Here is a 17,357-nt window from a genome sequence, read left to right on the forward strand (position 1 = left end):
ATCTCACAGAGGCTGGGCGAAAACTCGTCCAGCCTTCTTGTTTCGGAATGAACTCTTACCCCTGTACGTTCATTAGAGAGTGGGACAAACAGCCATGATGGCTTCGTTCTCACCCACAAAACATTGTAATCTTTGAAGATTACGTATAAGAAGTCGATTTTTTATATAAATTGACTTCGTTGTCCCACCTCCAACCAACCACTGCGTCAAACTGTTATTACTGCAAAAAATAGAAGGCTGGAATACTTTTTCCCCAGCTTCACTGAACCACTGCTAGCTGGACAAGATCAAATTGGAAAAACTAAACAAATGTGATAACCAGCGTTTATCTTATTTCCAACCTTAAAAGGTCCCTTGGATCTTTTAAGCTGTGCGGGGGTAGGGAAAGGACAGTTTCAGGTCACCCCCTTAAATCAGGACGTGGTGAGAGCTGAAATTTTCAATTTTAGGGCTCGTTCTCACTCTTTTTGCTTTTCTAAATGAATGAGGACAGTGATTGCCTCAAGAATGTTGACGCTTACATTTTTTGTGCTAGAATATAGGTGTGTAGATAGATGACATGCCATGGAGTTACTGATGCAAGTCAGTACAGACAATGGGAAGTTTGGAATATACCACTGTAGTCTCTCAGACTGCTTGTCTCATTATACTTCTGGCGATGGTTGGCTTCAGAAAGTGAAGCTTTTGGACTTTCCATTCTAGTGTCAGCACTTGTAAAATTTTTTAGTAAAGGGGAAAGGATATGAGTAAGAAGAAGTTAATATTAGGTTTTCTAGCTTTAAGTTTTTTGATCGTTGGTTGTTCAGGCTTGAAAGGAGATTCAGGTGTGGCTATTGATAAAGTAAATCTTGGTATTAAAGGATATGAATTTGGTCCGGCTGTCCGTCAGTTGGTTATTGACCTGGATAGTGCTGTCACCAATGTTTCGTCAAAAGACTTAAGCGTCACTACGGCTGGTGTTAAGCAAAAAGTAGAAACAGTTTTTCTCTCTGATGCTGAGGGCAATCGGACGTCTAAAAAATCCAGCCATCATGTGACGATTCAGCTTCCTGTTTCTTTTGATACTAAGAAAAGTGCAGCGGTTGCCAGTCCTTTCAGCTTTGATTTGGATGATTTCCATAACCATTGGGTGACGGCTTATACGGTATCTATTAAGGGACTTAAAGTCTCAAAGAGTGGGAAGACAACGAGTCTAAACTATAAGGAAAACGTTATTGGCAATCGGATCTTAACTCAGGCAGATAGCTTTAATAAACGTGATGACTTTACAGGCAATTATAGCAATCCAATCACTCAGGTTAAGGAAAACCTTACCCTGCGTTATGCGGCCTATGAGCCAGATTCCTTAGCTGGCGGTAAGAAAAATCCTCTGCTTATTTGGCTTCATGGACAAGGTGAAGGCGGCGATGACCTGAATATTACGCTTCTAGGCAATGAAGCCGTTGCCTTGGCACAAAAGACTATTCAAAATCACTTTACAACTGGGAAGACCAAAGGAGCTTATGTCTTGGCGGTGGAATGCCCGACCTATTGGATGGATGAAGGAGATGGCAGCAATGGTTCTGGTTCAGGAAATTCTCGTTATACTGAGGTTTTGATGGCAGCGATTAAAAAATATGTGGCTAGTAACCCAGATATTGATACCGATCGTATTTATTTGAGTGGGGGCTCTAATGGCGGCTATATGACACTCAACATGGCTATTCATTATCCTGATTACTTTGCAGCCCTTGTTCTTCAATCAGCAGCCTATTCTTATTACAATTATGAACGTAATAATGATGGAACCTATAAAATGGTGGCCAGCAAGGACAGTCTGTCAGGCTATGCAGCCGTGAGGACGGATGAGGTTTACTTTGATACTGAAAAAGTAGCCGCCTTGAAGGATATACCAATATGGTTTATCCACGCAGAAAATGATAAGGTTGTTAATCCAGAACTTTATGCTCTGCCTGTTTACAAAGCCTTGGTGGATAGCGGTGCCAAAAATAAATGGTTCTCTTTCTTTAAGTCTGTTGAAGGTTCTGATATGAAAGGAATCCACTATAATGGCCATTGGTCTTGGACTTATTACTTTAACGATAAGGTCAAAGGTGTTCAGGATGTCCAAAAAATCAGTAGTCATGATGACTTAACGGGTTTCCAAGCTGACAACCAATCAGCCGGCGGTACTGCTCAGGCTGAGGTTGATGGTAAAGCTTACGATAATCTCTTTGACTGGCTGAATGATCAGCACCGGTAAAGTTTTTTTCTGTGTGATAGGACATTTGGATTTTTGAGTATCATTTTCAGATGTAAACAAGCCTTAGTACTACTGGGGCTTTTTACATACTCATTCGTGGACAGAGATGTTTTTGTATATGGCATCATAATTTGAGAGGCCATAGTCCTATTATCGTAAAGGTAGGATAGTAAAGAATGCTACTAAGGATAAATTTTTTTCTCCCCTCAAAAGAGCTCTAAATTATGCTATAATAGGGCGTACTATCATATTTTGGAGAAAGCTGTGAGTATTGAAGATTACATACCCACCTTTGCGGTGGAAGCTGTTTATGATTTGAAGCCTGCAAGCTTGCGTAAGCATGGCATTGCGGCGGTGCTGGTGGATTTGGATAATACCTTGATTGCTTGGAATAATCCTGATGGCACACCAGAGCTGCGGGAGTGGCTGGATGATATGACAGAGGCTGGTATCCCAGTGGTCGTCGTCTCCAATAATAAATTTGAACGTGTGAAACGTGCGGTTGAACCTTTCCATGTGGATTTTGTCAGCCGTGCCATGAAACCCTTCACTCGTGGTATTAACAAGGCGATTGAGCGCTATAGCTTTGATCGCAATGAAGTTGTCATGGTTGGTGACCAGCTTATGACGGATATTAGGGCCTGTCACCGAGCAGGTATCCGTTCTATCTTGGTCAAACCGTTGGTGAGGTCGGATGCCTGGAATACCAAGTTTAATCGTGCTAGGGAGCGGCGGGTTATGCGCAAGATTACTGAGAAATACGGTGAAATTACTTACAAAAAGGAAATTTAATGGAAGAATTATATTGTATTGGCTGTGGCGCTAGGATTCAAAGTGAGAATAAGGATGCTGCTGGTTATACGCCCCGCTCCAGTATTGAGAAGGCAGCAGAAGGCGATGGTGAACTATACTGTCAGCGTTGTTTTCGTCTGCGCCACTACAATGATATCGTTGATGTCCATATTAGCGATGACGAATTTTTGACCTTGCTTCATGAAGTTGGGGATAGTCAGGCTTTAGTCGTCAATGTTGTAGATATTTTTGATTTTAATGGCTCTGTTATTCCAGGTCTCAGCCGCTTTGTATCTGGGAATGATGTTCTCCTAGTAGGGAACAAAAAAGATATTCTGCCCAAGTCTGTTAAGGATGGCAAGGTCACCCAGTGGCTGCGTGAACGCGCGCACGAAGAAGGCTTGCGACCAGTAGATGTTGTTTTGGCCAGTGCTCAAAATCATCATGCCATCAAGACTTTGATTGAGCGGATCGAGGAGCTTCGTGCTGGCCGTGATGTTTATGTGGTCGGAGTGACCAATGTTGGGAAATCAACGCTGATTAATGCTATCATTAAGGAAATCACTGGAGACAAGGATGTTATCACGACCTCACGTTTTCCAGGGACAACACTCGATAAGATTGAGATTCCACTGGATGATGGTTCTTATATCTTTGATACACCGGGGATTATTCATCGCCACCAGATGGCCCACTACCTGTCTGCCAAGGACCTCAAGTATGTCAGTCCTAAAAAGGAGATTAAACCCAAGACTTATCAGCTCAATTCTGAACAGACCCTATTTTTAGGGGGGCTGGCACGCTTTGATTTTATTCAGGGAGATAAGCAGGGCTTTACGGCCTACTTTGACAATAATCTCAAGCTCCACCGGACTAAACTTGAGGGAGCCGATGAATTTTACGACAAGCATACGGGCAGTCTTTTGACACCACCATCTGCTAAGGACAAGGATAATTTTCCTAGACTGGTTCGTCACGAATTTACCATTAAAGATAAGGCTGATTTGGTCTTTTCTGGTCTTGGTTGGATACGCATTGCTGCCAAGCCTGACAAACCTGTCCTTGTTGCTGGCTGGGCTCCTGAAGGTGTTGGAGTGCTGGTTCGCAAGGCTTTGATTTAAAAAAGAAGGAAATTATTATGTTAACATCAAAACAACGTGCCTATCTCAATAGTCAGGCTCATGCGATGAAGCCGATCGTTCAAATCGGTAAGAACGGCCTCAACGACCAAATCAAGACCAGTGTTCGCAATGCCTTAGATGCGCGTGAGCTCATCAAGGTCAAGCTGTTGCAAAATACTGATGAGACGATTCATGAGGTAGCTGAAATTTTAGAGGATGAAATTGGAGCCCAGTCGGTTGCCAAAACTGGCCGCATCCTTACTCTTTATAAGCAATCTGCCAAAAAGGAAAATCGAAAACTATCTCAGAAAGTCAAGGAAATTTAGCGTTTAGTGTCTTATAGTTTTGTGAAAGTATAAGCCTTGTTAATAGTCTTGAAAAGTAGTCTTATCGCTTTCAACCAGCCGTTTTGTCGGCTTTTTCTTTTGCCCTATTTATGCTATAATGAAAGCTAAAAGAGTTGATACGTAAAGCATGAGGAGAAGTCTATGGCACTTGATTTAGTAACGCCATTTACTAAGGTGGAATTGGAGACAGCTGTTGAGAAAACTGGTCGTAAGCAGGTTGGAATTTTAGGCGGCAATTTTAACCCTGTTCATAATGCTCATCTGCTTGTCGCTGATCAGGTTCGTCAGCAGCTGTGTCTAGATGAAGTTTTTCTGATGCCGGAATTCATTCCTCCTCACGTTGATAAAAAGGAGACCATTGCTGAGCAGCACCGTCTCAATATGCTCATGTTGGCTATCAATGGTATCGAAGGTTTGGATATCGAGACGATTGAGCTGGAGCGTCAAGGCATTAGCTACACCTATGATACGATGAAGTATCTGACGGAGAAGAATCCCGATACGGATTATTACTTTATCATCGGGGCGGATATGGTGGAATATCTTCCTAAATGGCACCGCATTGACGATCTGGTTGAGCTGGTGCAGTTTGTTGGGGTGCAGCGTCCCAAGTATAAAGTCGGGACGTCTTATCCGGTTATCTGGGTTGATGTGCCCCTAATGGATATTTCCTCAACTAATGTTCGGGAGTTGATTAAGACTGGCCATACCCCCAACTTTATGGTACCTCAGTCAGTCTTAGCCTATATCAAGAAAGCGGGGCTCTATCGCTGATGTATCAAGATTATATTGGTTTTGGCTATGATCGAGATGGGCTTTTGTCTCTTATGGCATCAAGACTCAGTCAGAAGCGTTTTCAACATTGTCTAGGTGTGGAAAAATCAGCTATGACATTAGCTAGGCAAAATGGTTATGAACCTGAAAAAGCAGGTTTAGCAGGGCTTTTGCATGACTATGCCAAGGAACTCTCTGATGAGGAGTTTCTGGCTCTGATTGACAAGTATGGGCTGGATCCAGACTTGAAAAACTGGGGCAATAATATTTGGCATGGCAAGGTCGGTATTTATAAGATTCAGGAAGATCTAGGGGTAACAGATTCTGAAATCCTAGCTGCTATTGAAGATCATACGACAGGAAGCAAGGATATGAGTGTCTTAGCTAAGATTGTCTATGTAGCTGACTATATCGAAGACAATCGTCATTTTCCAGGCGTTGAAGAAGCGCGTCAACTGGCCGAAGTATCTTTGGATAAGGCTGTTGCCTATGAAACAGCCCATACCATTGAGCATTTGGCTCACCAAGCTGTGCCCATCTATCCGCAGACCATTGAGACCTATAATGCTTATGTCAGTTATTTGAAGGAGACCTAGATGGTGACAGCTTTATTGGTTGTAGATGTGCAGAATGGATTAATGGCGGAGCAGCCTTATCAGGTGTCGCTTTTCTTAGAAACTGTGGCGCAAACCATAAAACAAGCACGTACACGTCAGACTGAGGTAATTTATGTCCGCCATCATGATGATGACTTGCCAATGGGCAGCAGGGAGTGGAAGATACATGACTCAGTAGCGCCTCAAGCAAATGAATTGGTTATTGATAAAGCCTATAATTCGGCTTTTAAAGAAACAGGTTTGCGAGCTTATTTAGCAAGCAAGGGTGTGGAGCGGTTGATTATTGTAGGGATGGCAACTGATTACTGCATCGATACGACGGTCAAGGTGGCTTTTGAGATGGGTTATGAAGTTGCTGTGGTGGAACATGGTACGACGACCTTTGGGACATCAGATATCCCAGCAAATATCTTGATTGACTACTATGAGACGATTTGGCATGACCGCTTTGCTCAGGTTTTGCCTCTGGAGAGACTATTTAATTAAAGGAAATAAAGATTAATGACTAAAGACGAACTTTTAGAATTGGTTGTTAAAGCTGCTGATGAAAAGCGGGCTGAAGATATTGTTGTGCTTGATCTAGCTGGTTTAAGCAGTTTGACAGATTATTTCGCCATCATGAGTGCTATGAACAGCCGTCAGTTAGAAGCTATTTCGGATAATATCCGTGAAAAGGTCAAGGAAGCTGGTGGTGATGCTAGCCACATTGAAGGGGATAGCAAAACCGGTTGGGTTCTCCTTGATCTCAATGACGTGGTCGTCCATATCTTTACCGAAGAAGCGCGCGACCACTATAATCTGGAAAAACTCTGGCACGAAGCACCGATGGTGGATGTGACGGCCTATCTTGGATAACAATGAGCAGTCGCTGAGACTGCTTTTTTAGAATAGGGATAAGAGATATGACAACTTATGAAACTTTTGCGAGAGTCTATGACAGTATCATGGAGGATTCACTTTATGATCAATGGACGGACTTTTCGCTGCGCCATTTTCCAAAAACAAAAAATGCCAAACTCCTAGAATTGGCTTGTGGGACGGGGATTCAGTCCATTCGTTTTAAACAGGCAGGATTCGATGTGACAGGGCTGGACTTGAGTGACGAGATGCTGAACTTAGCCCGTAAACGTGCCCAGTCTGCCCATCTTGACATTCCCTTTATTCAGGGGAATATGCTGGATTTATCGCCTGTCGGAATCTTTGATATGGTGACTTGCTATTCGGACTCTATCTGCTACATGGAAGATGAGGTAGATGTGGGTGATGTCTTTGCGCAGATTTACGCTCATCTCAATGACGGTGGTGTTTTTATCTTTGATGTGCATTCTACCTATCAGACAGATGAAGTTTTTCCAGGCTACGCTTACCATGAAAATGCGGAAGACTTTGCTATGGTTTGGGACAGCTACGAAGATGAAGCGCCACATTCAGTGGTGCATGAGCTGACTTTCTTCATCCAAGATGAGGATGGACGCTTTATCCGCTTTGACGAAGTCCACGAAGAGCGCACCTATGAGCTTTTAACCTACGACATCCTCCTTGAACAAGCAGGTTTCAAAACAGTTAAGGTCTATGCTGACTTTGAAGACAAAGAGCCTACTGAAACAAGCAAAAGATGGTTCTTTGTGTGTGAGAAGTAGGAAGGAACAGTTATGAAGAATTTGGCTTTTGTCATAGGCTTGGCGCTAGCGGGCATTGATCCTGTTGGCATGATATTGCTGATGACCATGCAGGCAGTGGGTTTATCCCTTAAAAAAGTCTATCTTTTTGGTGGCTTAGTCCTGTTTGGAACGGCTTTGCTGGGTTTCATTTTATCACTCATATTGGGTAATGAGATATTGAATCTAGCACAAGCCCTTGGTCAACTTCCTGATAGAGTATGGGTTTGGATTTATTTGGTGCTTATTGCTGTCTTAATGGCTTGGGGAACCAAACGTCTGCTGGCAGTAGAAGATTTGGACAGTCAAAATAGTCAAAAGAATAGCAAGGGAATCTACGCAGCAGCGGTCTTCATGATTTATACAGCTATCGTGGATCCAACTTTTTTAGCCGTGCTAGCTTTGTCTGGTCAAGTAAATGATACTTTCTTATCGCTGCTTTACAATTTTCTCTGGGTACTGATCAGCCAAAGTCCGCTCTTCCTGCTGATTTTAGCTGTTATGTGCAACAAACATCATGTCTTTATTGATAAATTTAATGCTTTTTATAAAAGATATCGGCAACCTATTAGATATGGTGTCACAGGAATTATCTTTTTATCAGCTATCATCTTGATAGCCGATCTATCTTTTTATTGTTTTTTAGATAACTGGATTTTAGGCTAAAATGGAGGGAACCTCATGACCACAACAGGCATTATCGCTGAATTCAATCCCTTTCACAATGGGCACAAGTATCTGTTGGATCAGGCAGAAGGCGTCAAGATCATTGCTATGTCTGGTAATTTTGTCCAGCGGGGTGAGCCTGCCCTTATTGATAAGTGGACAAGGGTGCAGATGGCTTTGGAAAACGGTGCTGACTTAGTGATTGAGCTGCCGTTTTTGGTGTCGGTTCAGTCAGCAGATTATTTTGCTCAGGGGGCTGTGGATATATTGGCACGATTGGGCATTGATCAGCTGGTCTTTGGAACTGAGGAAACTTTGGATTATCAAGCTATTTCAGATACTTATGCAGCTAAGGGGGCTGAGATGGAGACCTTTCTTTCCCAGTTACCTGACAGTCTGTCTTATCCCCAGAAGACCCAGAACATGTGGGAAAAGTTTGCAGGTGTAGATTTTTCTGGAAATACTCCTAATCATATTCTGGGTCTAGCTTATGCCAAGGCTTGCGCAGCCTACGGTATCAAACTAGCGCCTATTTCGCGCATTGGAGCAGGCTATCATTCCGACAGCAAGCGAGAGCAAATTGCCTCAGCCACTGCTATTCGTAAACATTTGAATGATCGAGAGTTTTTAGGGAAAACTATGCCTGCTCCTCAGCTCTTAGAGCAGGCAACGAAGGTCAATTGGGCGAATTATTTTCCTCTACTCAAGTATCAAATTATGACAAATCTTGATCTGACTGCTATTTTTCAGGTCAATGAGGAACTGGCTAGCCGAATCAAAGAGGCTGTTAAGACGGCGGTTAACTTTGATGATTTGGTGGATAAGGTGGCGACTAAACGCTACACTAAGGCACGGGTGCGACGTATCCTGACCTATATTTTGGTCAATGCTAAAGAAACAGCCTTACCAGAGGCTATTCATGTCTTGGGCTTCACGCATAAAGGCCAGCAACATCTCAAGTCCGTGAAAAAATCTGCGGAGATTATCACTCGTATCGGTGCCAAACCGTGGGATGCCATGACCCAGCAAGCTGACAGAGTTTATCAACTAGGCAGCCTAGATATTCAGGAACAAAACTGGGGGCGGGTGCCGATTATTATAAAAAAAATTGGTTTGTATAGTAAGTAAATTAATTAATTATGCTATAGTGATATAAAATTGATAGTGGTGATGAAATCATGAAAGAAGATTTAAATAGTCTAATATTTATCAAAGGTAAAGATAAAACTTCTCAGGTTTTGGATTATAAGTTTGAAAGTGATGGAAGAATTTTAGTAACTCATACTAATGGAGAGTCCTATTCATACAATAGTCAAAATATTGAGATTTATAGATATTACGGTGAGTTAAGTACGGACAACTTAAGATATGCTAGAAGAGGGTATAATTTTTATAATAATGTATCTGTTGTAAAGCGATATATATGTGGTAATAAAGCTAAAATTCTTTTTACATTTACTAATTCTAATAAAAAAGCCATAGTAGATGAAGCAGATTTACAAGTTGAAGAGTCTTTTTTTAAGAATGAAGAAGCAGGTAAAGTATTTAATTATTTAAAAGAGTTGTCTAAGTTGAGTGAAATAAAGAGTGATGAAACAAGTCTTTTAGAAAACTATTATAAAAAGATTAACTTTTTGTCAAAAGATACAGTTCTTTCCAATTTTTTAAATCCTAAGTTAGAGCATCAGTGTAGAAATGTAGAAAATTTAATTTTCCCATTTGGTTGTAATAGAAGTCAGCGTGAAGCAACTAAAAATGCGATGGAGAATCAAATTAGTATTATTCAAGGGCCACCTGGAACAGGAAAAACACAGACTATCTTAAATATACTTTCCAATATTATTCTCCAAGAAAAAACTGCCCTTGTTGTTTCAAACAATAATTCAGCTATTGAAAATATTCGAGAAAAGCTTGAGGAATCAGATTATAGATTAGATTTTTTATCAGCTTTTTTAGGGAAAGCAGAAAATAAGAGTCGTTTTATGGAGGAACAATTAGAAGTTTATCCAAATTACTTACCAGAAGTAGCAATAGAGGAAAATAGTAAATATAGCGATTTTAATGTGTTAGCAAAACTTTTTGAGAATAGAGAACGAATTGCTGCATTAAAATATGAAATATCTACTATAGAAATTGAGTATGAACATTTCAAAGATTTTTTAAAATTAAATCATTTTTCAGATATTGAACTAAGTAGTATTTCAGCTCAAAAATTTCTTGATTTATTAGCAGATTGTGAGAACCATTATAATTCAGACAAAAAGCTTGGATTATTTTTTAAGATAAAGAGCTATTTTAAATACAAGATTCGAGATTGGTCATTTTACGAGCAAGAGTATTCAGAGCTAACGGCAACTGTTCAAAAACATTTTTATGAGCAAAAAATTAAAGAGTTAAATAGTGAATTAAGAATTTTAGAAGACAAATATAATAAGTCTAATGGTGATGAAAGGCTTGAATTATTAATTGGAGAATCAAAATCGGTATTAAAATCTTTCTTATCCAAAAAATATAAAGCTGGTGAAGCACGTCAAGTATTTACTCAAGATGAGTTGAAATATTTTAAAGGTTCTAAGCAATTTTTGAAAGATTATCCGATTGTTTTAAGTACAACCTTTTCAGCCAAGTCCAGTTTGAACAAAGATATTATTTATGATTACTTGATTATAGACGAAGCTTCCCAAGTTGATATTGTAACAGGTGCGTTGGCACTTTCTTGTGCAAAAAATGTAGTTGTGGTAGGAGATAGTCAGCAGTTATCAAATATTGTTACGAAGGAAATGAGAGATAAAACCGAGAAGATTAGGAAAGAGTATCGTATTGGACCGACTTATAGTTTTAAAAACAGTTTTCTTGAAACTATGATTTCTCTTTTTCCAGAAGCAAAACAGACATTACTCCAAGAACATTATCGATGTCATCCTAAGATTATTCAATTTTGTAATCAAAAGTTTTATAACGGGGAACTTTTAGCAATGACTGAGGATCATAATGAGACGGATGTTTTAATAGTTCATAAATCAGTTGAGGGAAATCATGCTCGTCAACATACCAATCAGAGAGAATTAGATATTATTAAACAAGAAATTATTGATAAATATCATTTAAACGCCAACAATACAGGGATTATAGCACCTTACAGAAATCAAGTTAATCTTTTAAGACAACAGTTAAATACTTACTCAAGCGATACTGTGCATAAATTTCAAGGACGTGAGGATGATACAATGATTATTACCACAGTTGATAACCAAATTACTCGTTTTACTGATGATCCTCATCTTTTGAATGTTGCTATTTCTCGAGCTAAGAATAAGTTAATTTTAGTTACTTCTGGAAATAAGCAGAAATCTGGGAAAAATATCAGTGATCTGCTTGGTTACATAAAGTATCAAAATTTTGATGTAAAAGACAGTCAAATTTGTTCGATTTTTGATTACCTTTATAAGCAATATGAGGAAAGAAGAAAAGAATATTTGAAGAGCAGAGCAAAAATATCACGATTTGATTCAGAAAATTTAATGTTTGCTTTGTTACAAGATTTATTAATTGATTATCCTACATTAGGTGTATTGTCACATTATCCATTAAATAAATTAGTTAAAAATTTCTCACTTATGAATGATAGAGAGAGACAGTATGCTAGTCATGGCAACACTCACTTAGATTTTTTACTGTTTAATGCGCTAACTAAACAGCCAATTTTAGCAATAGAAGTTGATGGCTATAAGTATCATACACTAGGTTCTGACCAAGCTAAACGAGATTCTATGAAAAATAAAATTTTAGAGAAATATGGTATTCCAATAAAACGCTTTGCAACAAATGGAAGTGGAGAAAGAGAACAGTTGGAAGAATTTCTGAGTAATTATAAATCAGAAAATGTAGATTACAACAACGATTTTATCAATCAAGTTGATTAGGAAAGCTAAAGTTGAGATGAGGCTGAGATTTTTCCAGTCTCATCACTAGTTTTATATACCACGATGGAAAACATTTAATAGATAAGGATTTATATATGAAAACTTGTACAATTTATTGACAAGTTTTTTCTTTTATTTTATACTGTGGTTAAATATTAGGAATTAGTGAGGTTTTATCATGGAAGCAGTCGTTTATTCAACTTTTCGTAATAATCTCAAAGACTATATGAAAAAGGTCAATAATGAATTTGAACCGCTTATAGTTGTTAATAAAAATCCTGATGAAGATATCGTTGTTCTTTCAAAAAGTGAGTGGGACAGTATTCAGGAGACCCTTCGAATTTCACAAAATAAATATCTTTCGGATAAGATTATTGAAGGGCTTGCTCAAGCAAGAGCGGGTCAGGTTGAAGTTCATGAGATTGAGGATTAGTTATGCCTATGAAATTTACAGATTCTGCGTGGAGAGATTACTGTTATTGGCAGAATCAGGATAAAAAGACACTCAAGCGCATTAATAGGATTTTAAAAGATGTTCAACGTTCTCCTTTTGAAGGAATCGGTAAGCCTGAACCCTTAAGGCACGACTATCAAGGAGCATGGTCAAGACGAATTGATGCTGAAAATCGTCTCGTTTATCTAATTGAAGATGATGGTGTCACTTTCATTTCACTACGAGATCATTACTAAATCTAATCTCCAAATTTTTTTGGAGATTTTTCCTTCTTCCCCCTTGACCCTCACGTCACGTCATGGTCTATACTCATAGTTGAGGTGAACAGAGCCTACACTTCTGTGAACATAGCTAAGTCTTTCTAAGTGTTTGATTACTTTTGTCGGGCTTGTTAAGATCTTGGAGTGTAAGAGCTTAGTATCCTCAGTAGAGAGGAGGTTCCTATGAAGACCGTTAAGGAGATGAGTCAGCTGTCGGGTATCAGTGTGCGCACGCTGCATTATTATGATGAGATCGATCTGCTCAAGCCCAGTCAGGTGGCTGAGAATGGCTATCGCTATTATGATCATGAGGCGATAGAGCGCCTTCAGGAAATCTTGCTGTTTCGGGAGCTGGAATTTCCTCTCAAAACCATTAAGAAGATTGTGGATAGTCCGAGTTATGACCGCAAGGTAGCTTTGACCAAGCAGATAGCTCTTTTGGAGGCCAAGAAGGCACATTTGGAAGGCGTTTTAGCTCATGCTCGTCGTCTGCAAGAAGGAGGAGATACGATGACATTTACCGCTTATGATAAGTCTCAGCTGCAAGCCCTTGAGACTGAAGCTAAGGAGCGTTGGGGTGATACTCAGGCTTATCAAACTTTTGAGGCCAAGACGGATAAGGAGGCTTTTGCCCAAGTGACTGATGAGATGTTGGCTATCATGGCTGAATTTGGACGCCTGAAAGATTTGGATGTCGTTGATGATAAGGTTCAAGCCCAAGTTAAGCTCCTGCAGGATTATATCTCAGAGCATTTCTACCCTTGTAGCCCAGAAATCTTAGCCGGACTTGGGAAGATGTATGCGACTGATAATCGTTTCAGTCAAACCATTGATCAAGCTGGCGGAGCAGGAACTGCTGATTTTGTTAGCCGTGCTATTGAACGGTATTGCCTATAGTGAGTATATAAAAAAGGAGAGTGGGACAGAAATTAATCATTTCAAGAATTTGATTTCTCTCCGCTCTTTTATTTCTAGGCGTTCGACCTGAAACGATCTGCCAGACCGTTTCACTACCACCTCCGCATAGCTCCAAAGATCTGGGAGACCGGAAATATGATGAACAAAGTTCATGATATTAGATAACCTCCAACAGTTCCCCAAACTGTTGGAGCTATCACTTGTAGAGTAGTTAAACAGTCCAGTGAACTGTTTAAGGGGGCATATTCTTATTTTCAGGCGCTCCAAGATAAGGCTATCCAACCAGCAGTGGTTCATTGGTGCTAAAGCACCTAATGAACTGTGCAGGGGTAAGACTAAGCTGGCACAGCCAACAAGTTTTACTCCCAACCACTGTGCCTAGCAAATAAAATTGACCAAATAAATAAGGCTGAGAACTTTTGTCTCAGCCTCTTTTCTTTTTGGTGAGGATTAATGAATTAAAGTAGCTTTCCCTTTATCGTCAAGTTGGTAGGTATGTCCCTCGTAGTCCAGTGTGCGATTGACCCAAAGTTCACCAGAGTCAGGGTCGAAGTAGTACTGATTGCCATCAATGTCGACCAATTCTCCCTTGACTTGGATACCAGTGCTTTCTGTAAATTGCAGGCGCTTATATTCGTCACCGACACCCTTATCAATATGACCAAGACTGAAGTAGTAGGTTTTGCCATCAATTACCTGCCAGCCGGTCAGGACTTTTCCATTGGCATCTAGATAGCGCCACTCATTTCTATCTGGGTATGCTTGATACCAACCGCTTGGCTTGAGTTCTCCGCTGTCTTTATCAAAACCATAGACATCCTGATCAACGCCGTGAACTCCGTTTGCACGTGTGTATGACGGCTGATAGATATCTGCATTTTCGGGTTCTACGGTATAGTAGGTTTTGCCATCTTTTTCATACCAACCTTGTTGCAGTTTACCATCAGCACCAAAGTAGCCAACCTGATTATTATAAGATGGATTATAGCCAAATGATGCGAGGCCATACTGCACTAAGGTGTCTGTGACTACTTGGTCATTCTTGATATAGTAAAGATCATCTTCTACATAGATAGGGCGTGGATAATTGCTGGAAACAGATTGACCGCCATCTCCAAAGTAATAGCGTTTGCCATCGATAGTTTGGAAACCTTTAACCCCATAGCCATCTTTGCCAAAGTAATAGGTGCTGTAGTAGCGACTACCCTGGAAACCGTAGAGAGCGTGGTCTTCGTCCAAAATAATTTTATTTTTTACCATTTCCCCTGTTTCTTTATCGAAATAATAATTTTTATGATCGATAACGATTAAGCCCTTGGCATAGTTGCCATCTTCTAGTTGATAATAAGTTTTGCCATCTTCCTTGGTAATAAAACCGTAGTTTTCCTGGGCTTTGCCATCCTGTCCTAGGGTGTAATCTTTTCCATCAACAGTTACTGTTTCTATCTTCGGATATCCCAGAGGCTCTGAAGGATTATTGTTTTTATCAATAGTTACTGTTTTATTTTTTACCAGCTCACCAGTATTTGGGTCAAAGTAATATTTGGCACCATCGATGATCAGCATTTGCCCCTTAATCTGTCCAAATCTAGTCCGATGATCATAATAGTATGTTGTGTCTTCTGGTTTAGCGAAGTAGTAGGTTTTACCATCAATGGTTTTCCAGCCTTCAGCCAGTTGTCCATCTTCGTTAGCATAGTAATAGCCCTGATAGTCTTCGGTATTCACTTGAATAAAGGCATTTTTTACAGGACGGCCATTGCTGTCAAGATAGTAGTAGCCGGCAGCACTGCCGTCTAAGCCTTGTTCTTGCTGGTGATAGACGGTATTTTTATATTGTCCGCCGTACTTTTTGTCAAAGTGATAGAGCACTCCGTCGATAAGCTGATCGCCTTTAACGGCTTTGCCATCTTCTCCAATATAGAGCCAGCCTGTTTGATGGGCACTTCGCTTGATGTTAGTTGGATAGTCTTTATCATAGACAAAACGGTTGCTGACAGTATTGCCGTTTTCATCATAATAGATAATATCAGACTGGCCTTTGGTGAAGGTTCTGCTGACTTGGTCACGGTACTGAGCTGTTCTGGCTGCTTCTCCTTCTAGGATAATACCTGTATCTTTATCTGTGACGATAGCTTTTCCATACTTATCATAACCGATTCCTTTGAGCTGACGGCCGTCTTGTTTAAAGTAGTAATTCAGACCGTCAATCGTCTGATAACCATAAACTAATCGTCCGTTTTCGTCAGCATAGTAGTAAACGAGTTGTCCTGAGTCTTCATCAATGTGAGGGACAAATTGCTTCTTAAAGAGTGTACCGTCTTGGCTGTCGAAGTAGTAACGGGAACTCTGAATTTTTCTGAGTCCACCTGTGCGGTTTACATTACCGTTTTCATCAAAATAGTAAGTCTTCCCGTCAATGTCCGCAAAGCCATCTGTTACTTGGTAGCCCTTATTGAAATAAACTTGTTTGTTATCGATGGTCTGCCAGCCAGAGAAACCCTTGCTGTCGGCAATACTGAAATCATCGTTGAAATAATAGGTCTTCCCATTAACTTCGTGTAAACCAGTGACATCTAGTCGACTACCGTCTTCAGCAAAGTAATAGGCTTTAGAATCAGGGGTAATCCCAATTTTGTCAGTAATGACTTGTCCGTTGTCCTTATCAAGATAATAGATTTTGCCATTGTTCTCAGCAATATTTCCCCTAACTTGGCTGCCATCTTGATTGAAGTAAAACTTTTTGCCATCGATGGTCTGCCAGCCAGTCACCTTTTGTTTGTTGGCATCGAGGAAGTACCACTGACCGTTTTCTTCATTGAAGGAATTGGCAGCTCGGCTGTTGTGTGGCGCTTGGATAGCTAGATCAGCAGGCTGAGCCGGAGTTGCTGCTTGTTCTGCCTGATTGTTGCCTTGTGCTTCTGGCTTTTGGGCTGCTTGGTTATTTTTATCAGCCGCTTGATTGGCAGCTTGCCCCTCTTGTTTCTCAGCTGCTTGGCCATTTTGGGCATCGGCTTGTTTATTATTAGCTTGGATATCTTGATTATCAGTTGCCTTGTCGTTTTGTTCAGCGGCTTGCTTAACTTCTCCAGGCTGACCTTGGTCACCGCCCGTTTCGTCTTGGTTTGGAGCCACCTCAGGTGTGTCTTGAGCTTGTTTTTGTTCGGCTACTGGAGTTTCTTGCTGCACAACAGGTGCCTGTTCTGCTTTTTGATCACCAGCCTGATTGGCTGGTGTGTTTTGCTGAGCAGCTGCCTGTTCTTGAGGAGCTGGTGCCACTTGGTCAGCGCTGGCTTGACTGCCCACTGCAAAAAGTGCTGTAGCAGCTGTTGCAGTTACCGCGATAGTCACCCAGTGTTTTTTGACTTTATGCAGTTTGAAGCGTGTTTGTTTTTCCATAGAAAATACCCTCACTTTAAAATAATTTTTAGATTATTCTAGCATTTTTTGGAATCGATTTCCTGAAAAATTTTAAAATGATAAAGAATTGTAAATTGTAGATATTATTAAAATATAAAATGACATATTTATAAATAACTTTCTTGTGGCTATTTAAGGTATTAGTGCAATTATTCTTAATTTGAT

15 protein-coding genes and 1 pseudogene are annotated in these 17,357 nt (G+C 40.3%); 15 read left to right on the forward strand and 1 reads right to left on the reverse strand.

All coding sequences use genetic code 11. The features are described from left to right. Positions 1-742 precede the first annotated feature (742 nt). The 15 genes and pseudogenes from ACFSN5_RS02135 to ACFSN5_RS02205 all read left to right on the forward strand — a co-directional run bounded on the left by ACFSN5_RS02135 (position 743) and on the right by ACFSN5_RS02205 (position 13,751). Positions 743-2,242, forward strand: a complete 1,500-nt coding sequence (locus ACFSN5_RS02135; protein WP_165329231.1) for a prolyl oligopeptidase family serine peptidase — start codon at positions 743-745, stop codon at positions 2,240-2,242. A gap of 264 nt (positions 2,243-2,506) precedes the next feature. Continuing rightward, positions 2,507-3,034, forward strand: coding sequence for a YqeG family HAD IIIA-type phosphatase (locus tag ACFSN5_RS02140; RefSeq protein ID WP_165208972.1), 528 nt, complete (start codon positions 2,507-2,509; stop codon positions 3,032-3,034). After that, positions 3,034-4,155 (forward strand): ribosome biogenesis GTPase YqeH, encoded by a 1,122-nt coding sequence (gene yqeH / locus ACFSN5_RS02145; RefSeq protein WP_165208976.1) that lies wholly within the window; start codon positions 3,034-3,036, stop codon positions 4,153-4,155. Before ACFSN5_RS02140 ends, yqeH begins: the two co-directional genes overlap by 1 nt. A gap of 14 nt (positions 4,156-4,169) precedes the next feature. Next, complete coding sequence (yhbY, locus tag ACFSN5_RS02150) at positions 4,170-4,481, forward strand: ribosome assembly RNA-binding protein YhbY (protein WP_165209752.1); 312 nt, start codon at positions 4,170-4,172, stop codon at positions 4,479-4,481. A gap of 162 nt (positions 4,482-4,643) precedes the next feature. After that, a complete protein-coding gene (locus tag ACFSN5_RS02155) occupies positions 4,644-5,276 on the forward strand; it encodes a nicotinate-nucleotide adenylyltransferase (protein ID WP_165208980.1) in 633 nt (210 codons plus the stop codon). After that, a complete protein-coding gene (gene yqeK, locus ACFSN5_RS02160; RefSeq protein ID WP_206221336.1) occupies positions 5,276-5,872 on the forward strand; it encodes a bis(5'-nucleosyl)-tetraphosphatase (symmetrical) YqeK in 597 nt (198 codons plus the stop codon). Before ACFSN5_RS02155 ends, yqeK begins: the two co-directional genes overlap by 1 nt. Then, positions 5,873-6,379, forward strand: a complete 507-nt coding sequence (locus ACFSN5_RS02165) for a cysteine hydrolase family protein (protein ID WP_165208984.1) — start codon at positions 5,873-5,875, stop codon at positions 6,377-6,379. A gap of 15 nt (positions 6,380-6,394) precedes the next feature. Then, a complete protein-coding gene (rsfS, locus tag ACFSN5_RS02170; protein WP_165208988.1) occupies positions 6,395-6,748 on the forward strand; it encodes a ribosome silencing factor in 354 nt (117 codons plus the stop codon). Between the two features lie 47 nt (positions 6,749-6,795). Next, entirely contained in the window at positions 6,796-7,533 is a 738-nt protein-coding gene (locus ACFSN5_RS02175) for a class I SAM-dependent DNA methyltransferase (RefSeq protein WP_165329230.1), read from the forward strand. Positions 7,534-7,602: 69 nt separating this feature from the next. Further along, positions 7,603-7,812: pseudogene (locus tag ACFSN5_RS02180) on the forward strand (hypothetical protein); the annotation flags it as partial. A gap of 420 nt (positions 7,813-8,232) precedes the next feature. After that, entirely contained in the window at positions 8,233-9,345 is a 1,113-nt protein-coding gene (locus ACFSN5_RS02185; protein WP_165329229.1) for a nucleotidyltransferase, read from the forward strand. A gap of 50 nt (positions 9,346-9,395) precedes the next feature. Beyond that, the gene (locus tag ACFSN5_RS02190; RefSeq protein ID WP_165329228.1) at positions 9,396-12,140 is read left to right on the forward strand and encodes an AAA domain-containing protein; all 2,745 of its coding nucleotides are present in this window, start codon (positions 9,396-9,398) and stop codon (positions 12,138-12,140) included. Between the two features lie 178 nt (positions 12,141-12,318). Continuing rightward, positions 12,319-12,573, forward strand: a complete 255-nt coding sequence (locus tag ACFSN5_RS02195) for a type II toxin-antitoxin system Phd/YefM family antitoxin (RefSeq protein WP_165329227.1) — start codon at positions 12,319-12,321, stop codon at positions 12,571-12,573. Positions 12,574-12,575: 2 nt separating this feature from the next. Next, positions 12,576-12,830, forward strand: a complete 255-nt coding sequence (locus ACFSN5_RS02200; RefSeq protein ID WP_165329226.1) for a Txe/YoeB family addiction module toxin — start codon at positions 12,576-12,578, stop codon at positions 12,828-12,830. 207 nt (positions 12,831-13,037) lie between these two features. After that, positions 13,038-13,751, forward strand: a complete 714-nt coding sequence (locus ACFSN5_RS02205) for a MerR family transcriptional regulator (protein ID WP_165329225.1) — start codon at positions 13,038-13,040, stop codon at positions 13,749-13,751. Between the two features lie 471 nt (positions 13,752-14,222). Here the strand turns inward: ACFSN5_RS02205 and ACFSN5_RS02210 are convergent, their stop codons facing one another. Further along, on the reverse strand, positions 14,223-17,171 hold the full coding sequence (locus ACFSN5_RS02210; protein ID WP_165329244.1) for a KxYKxGKxW signal peptide domain-containing protein: 2,949 nt from the start codon (positions 17,169-17,171) through the stop codon (positions 14,223-14,225). Positions 17,172-17,357 lie beyond the last annotated feature (186 nt).

Source organism: Streptococcus tangpeifui, assembly GCF_044503215.1.
In the GTDB taxonomy this organism is placed as follows: Bacteria; Bacillota; Bacilli; order Lactobacillales; family Streptococcaceae; genus Streptococcus; species Streptococcus tangpeifui.

Coding starts and splice junctions, on each gene's coding strand:
- ACFSN5_RS02135 (WP_165329231.1), top strand. CDS start 743: ATGAGTAAGAAGAAGTTAATATTAGGTTTTCTAGCTTTAAGTTTTTTG.
- ACFSN5_RS02190 (WP_165329228.1), top strand. CDS start 9,396: ATGAAAGAAGATTTAAATAGTCTAATATTTATCAAAGGTAAAGATAAA.
- ACFSN5_RS02175 (WP_165329230.1), top strand. CDS start 6,796: ATGACAACTTATGAAACTTTTGCGAGAGTCTATGACAGTATCATGGAG.
- ACFSN5_RS02200 (WP_165329226.1), top strand. CDS start 12,576: ATGCCTATGAAATTTACAGATTCTGCGTGGAGAGATTACTGTTATTGG.
- ACFSN5_RS02205 (WP_165329225.1), top strand. CDS start 13,038: ATGAAGACCGTTAAGGAGATGAGTCAGCTGTCGGGTATCAGTGTGCGC.
- ACFSN5_RS02155 (WP_165208980.1), top strand. CDS start 4,644: ATGGCACTTGATTTAGTAACGCCATTTACTAAGGTGGAATTGGAGACA.
- ACFSN5_RS02210 (WP_165329244.1), bottom strand. CDS start 17,171: ATGGAAAAACAAACACGCTTCAAACTGCATAAAGTCAAAAAACACTGG.
- ACFSN5_RS02165 (WP_165208984.1), top strand. CDS start 5,873: ATGGTGACAGCTTTATTGGTTGTAGATGTGCAGAATGGATTAATGGCG.
- rsfS (WP_165208988.1), top strand. CDS start 6,395: ATGACTAAAGACGAACTTTTAGAATTGGTTGTTAAAGCTGCTGATGAA.
- ACFSN5_RS02195 (WP_165329227.1), top strand. CDS start 12,319: ATGGAAGCAGTCGTTTATTCAACTTTTCGTAATAATCTCAAAGACTAT.
- yqeH (WP_165208976.1), top strand. CDS start 3,034: ATGGAAGAATTATATTGTATTGGCTGTGGCGCTAGGATTCAAAGTGAG.
- ACFSN5_RS02185 (WP_165329229.1), top strand. CDS start 8,233: ATGACCACAACAGGCATTATCGCTGAATTCAATCCCTTTCACAATGGG.
- yqeK (WP_206221336.1), top strand. CDS start 5,276: ATGTATCAAGATTATATTGGTTTTGGCTATGATCGAGATGGGCTTTTG.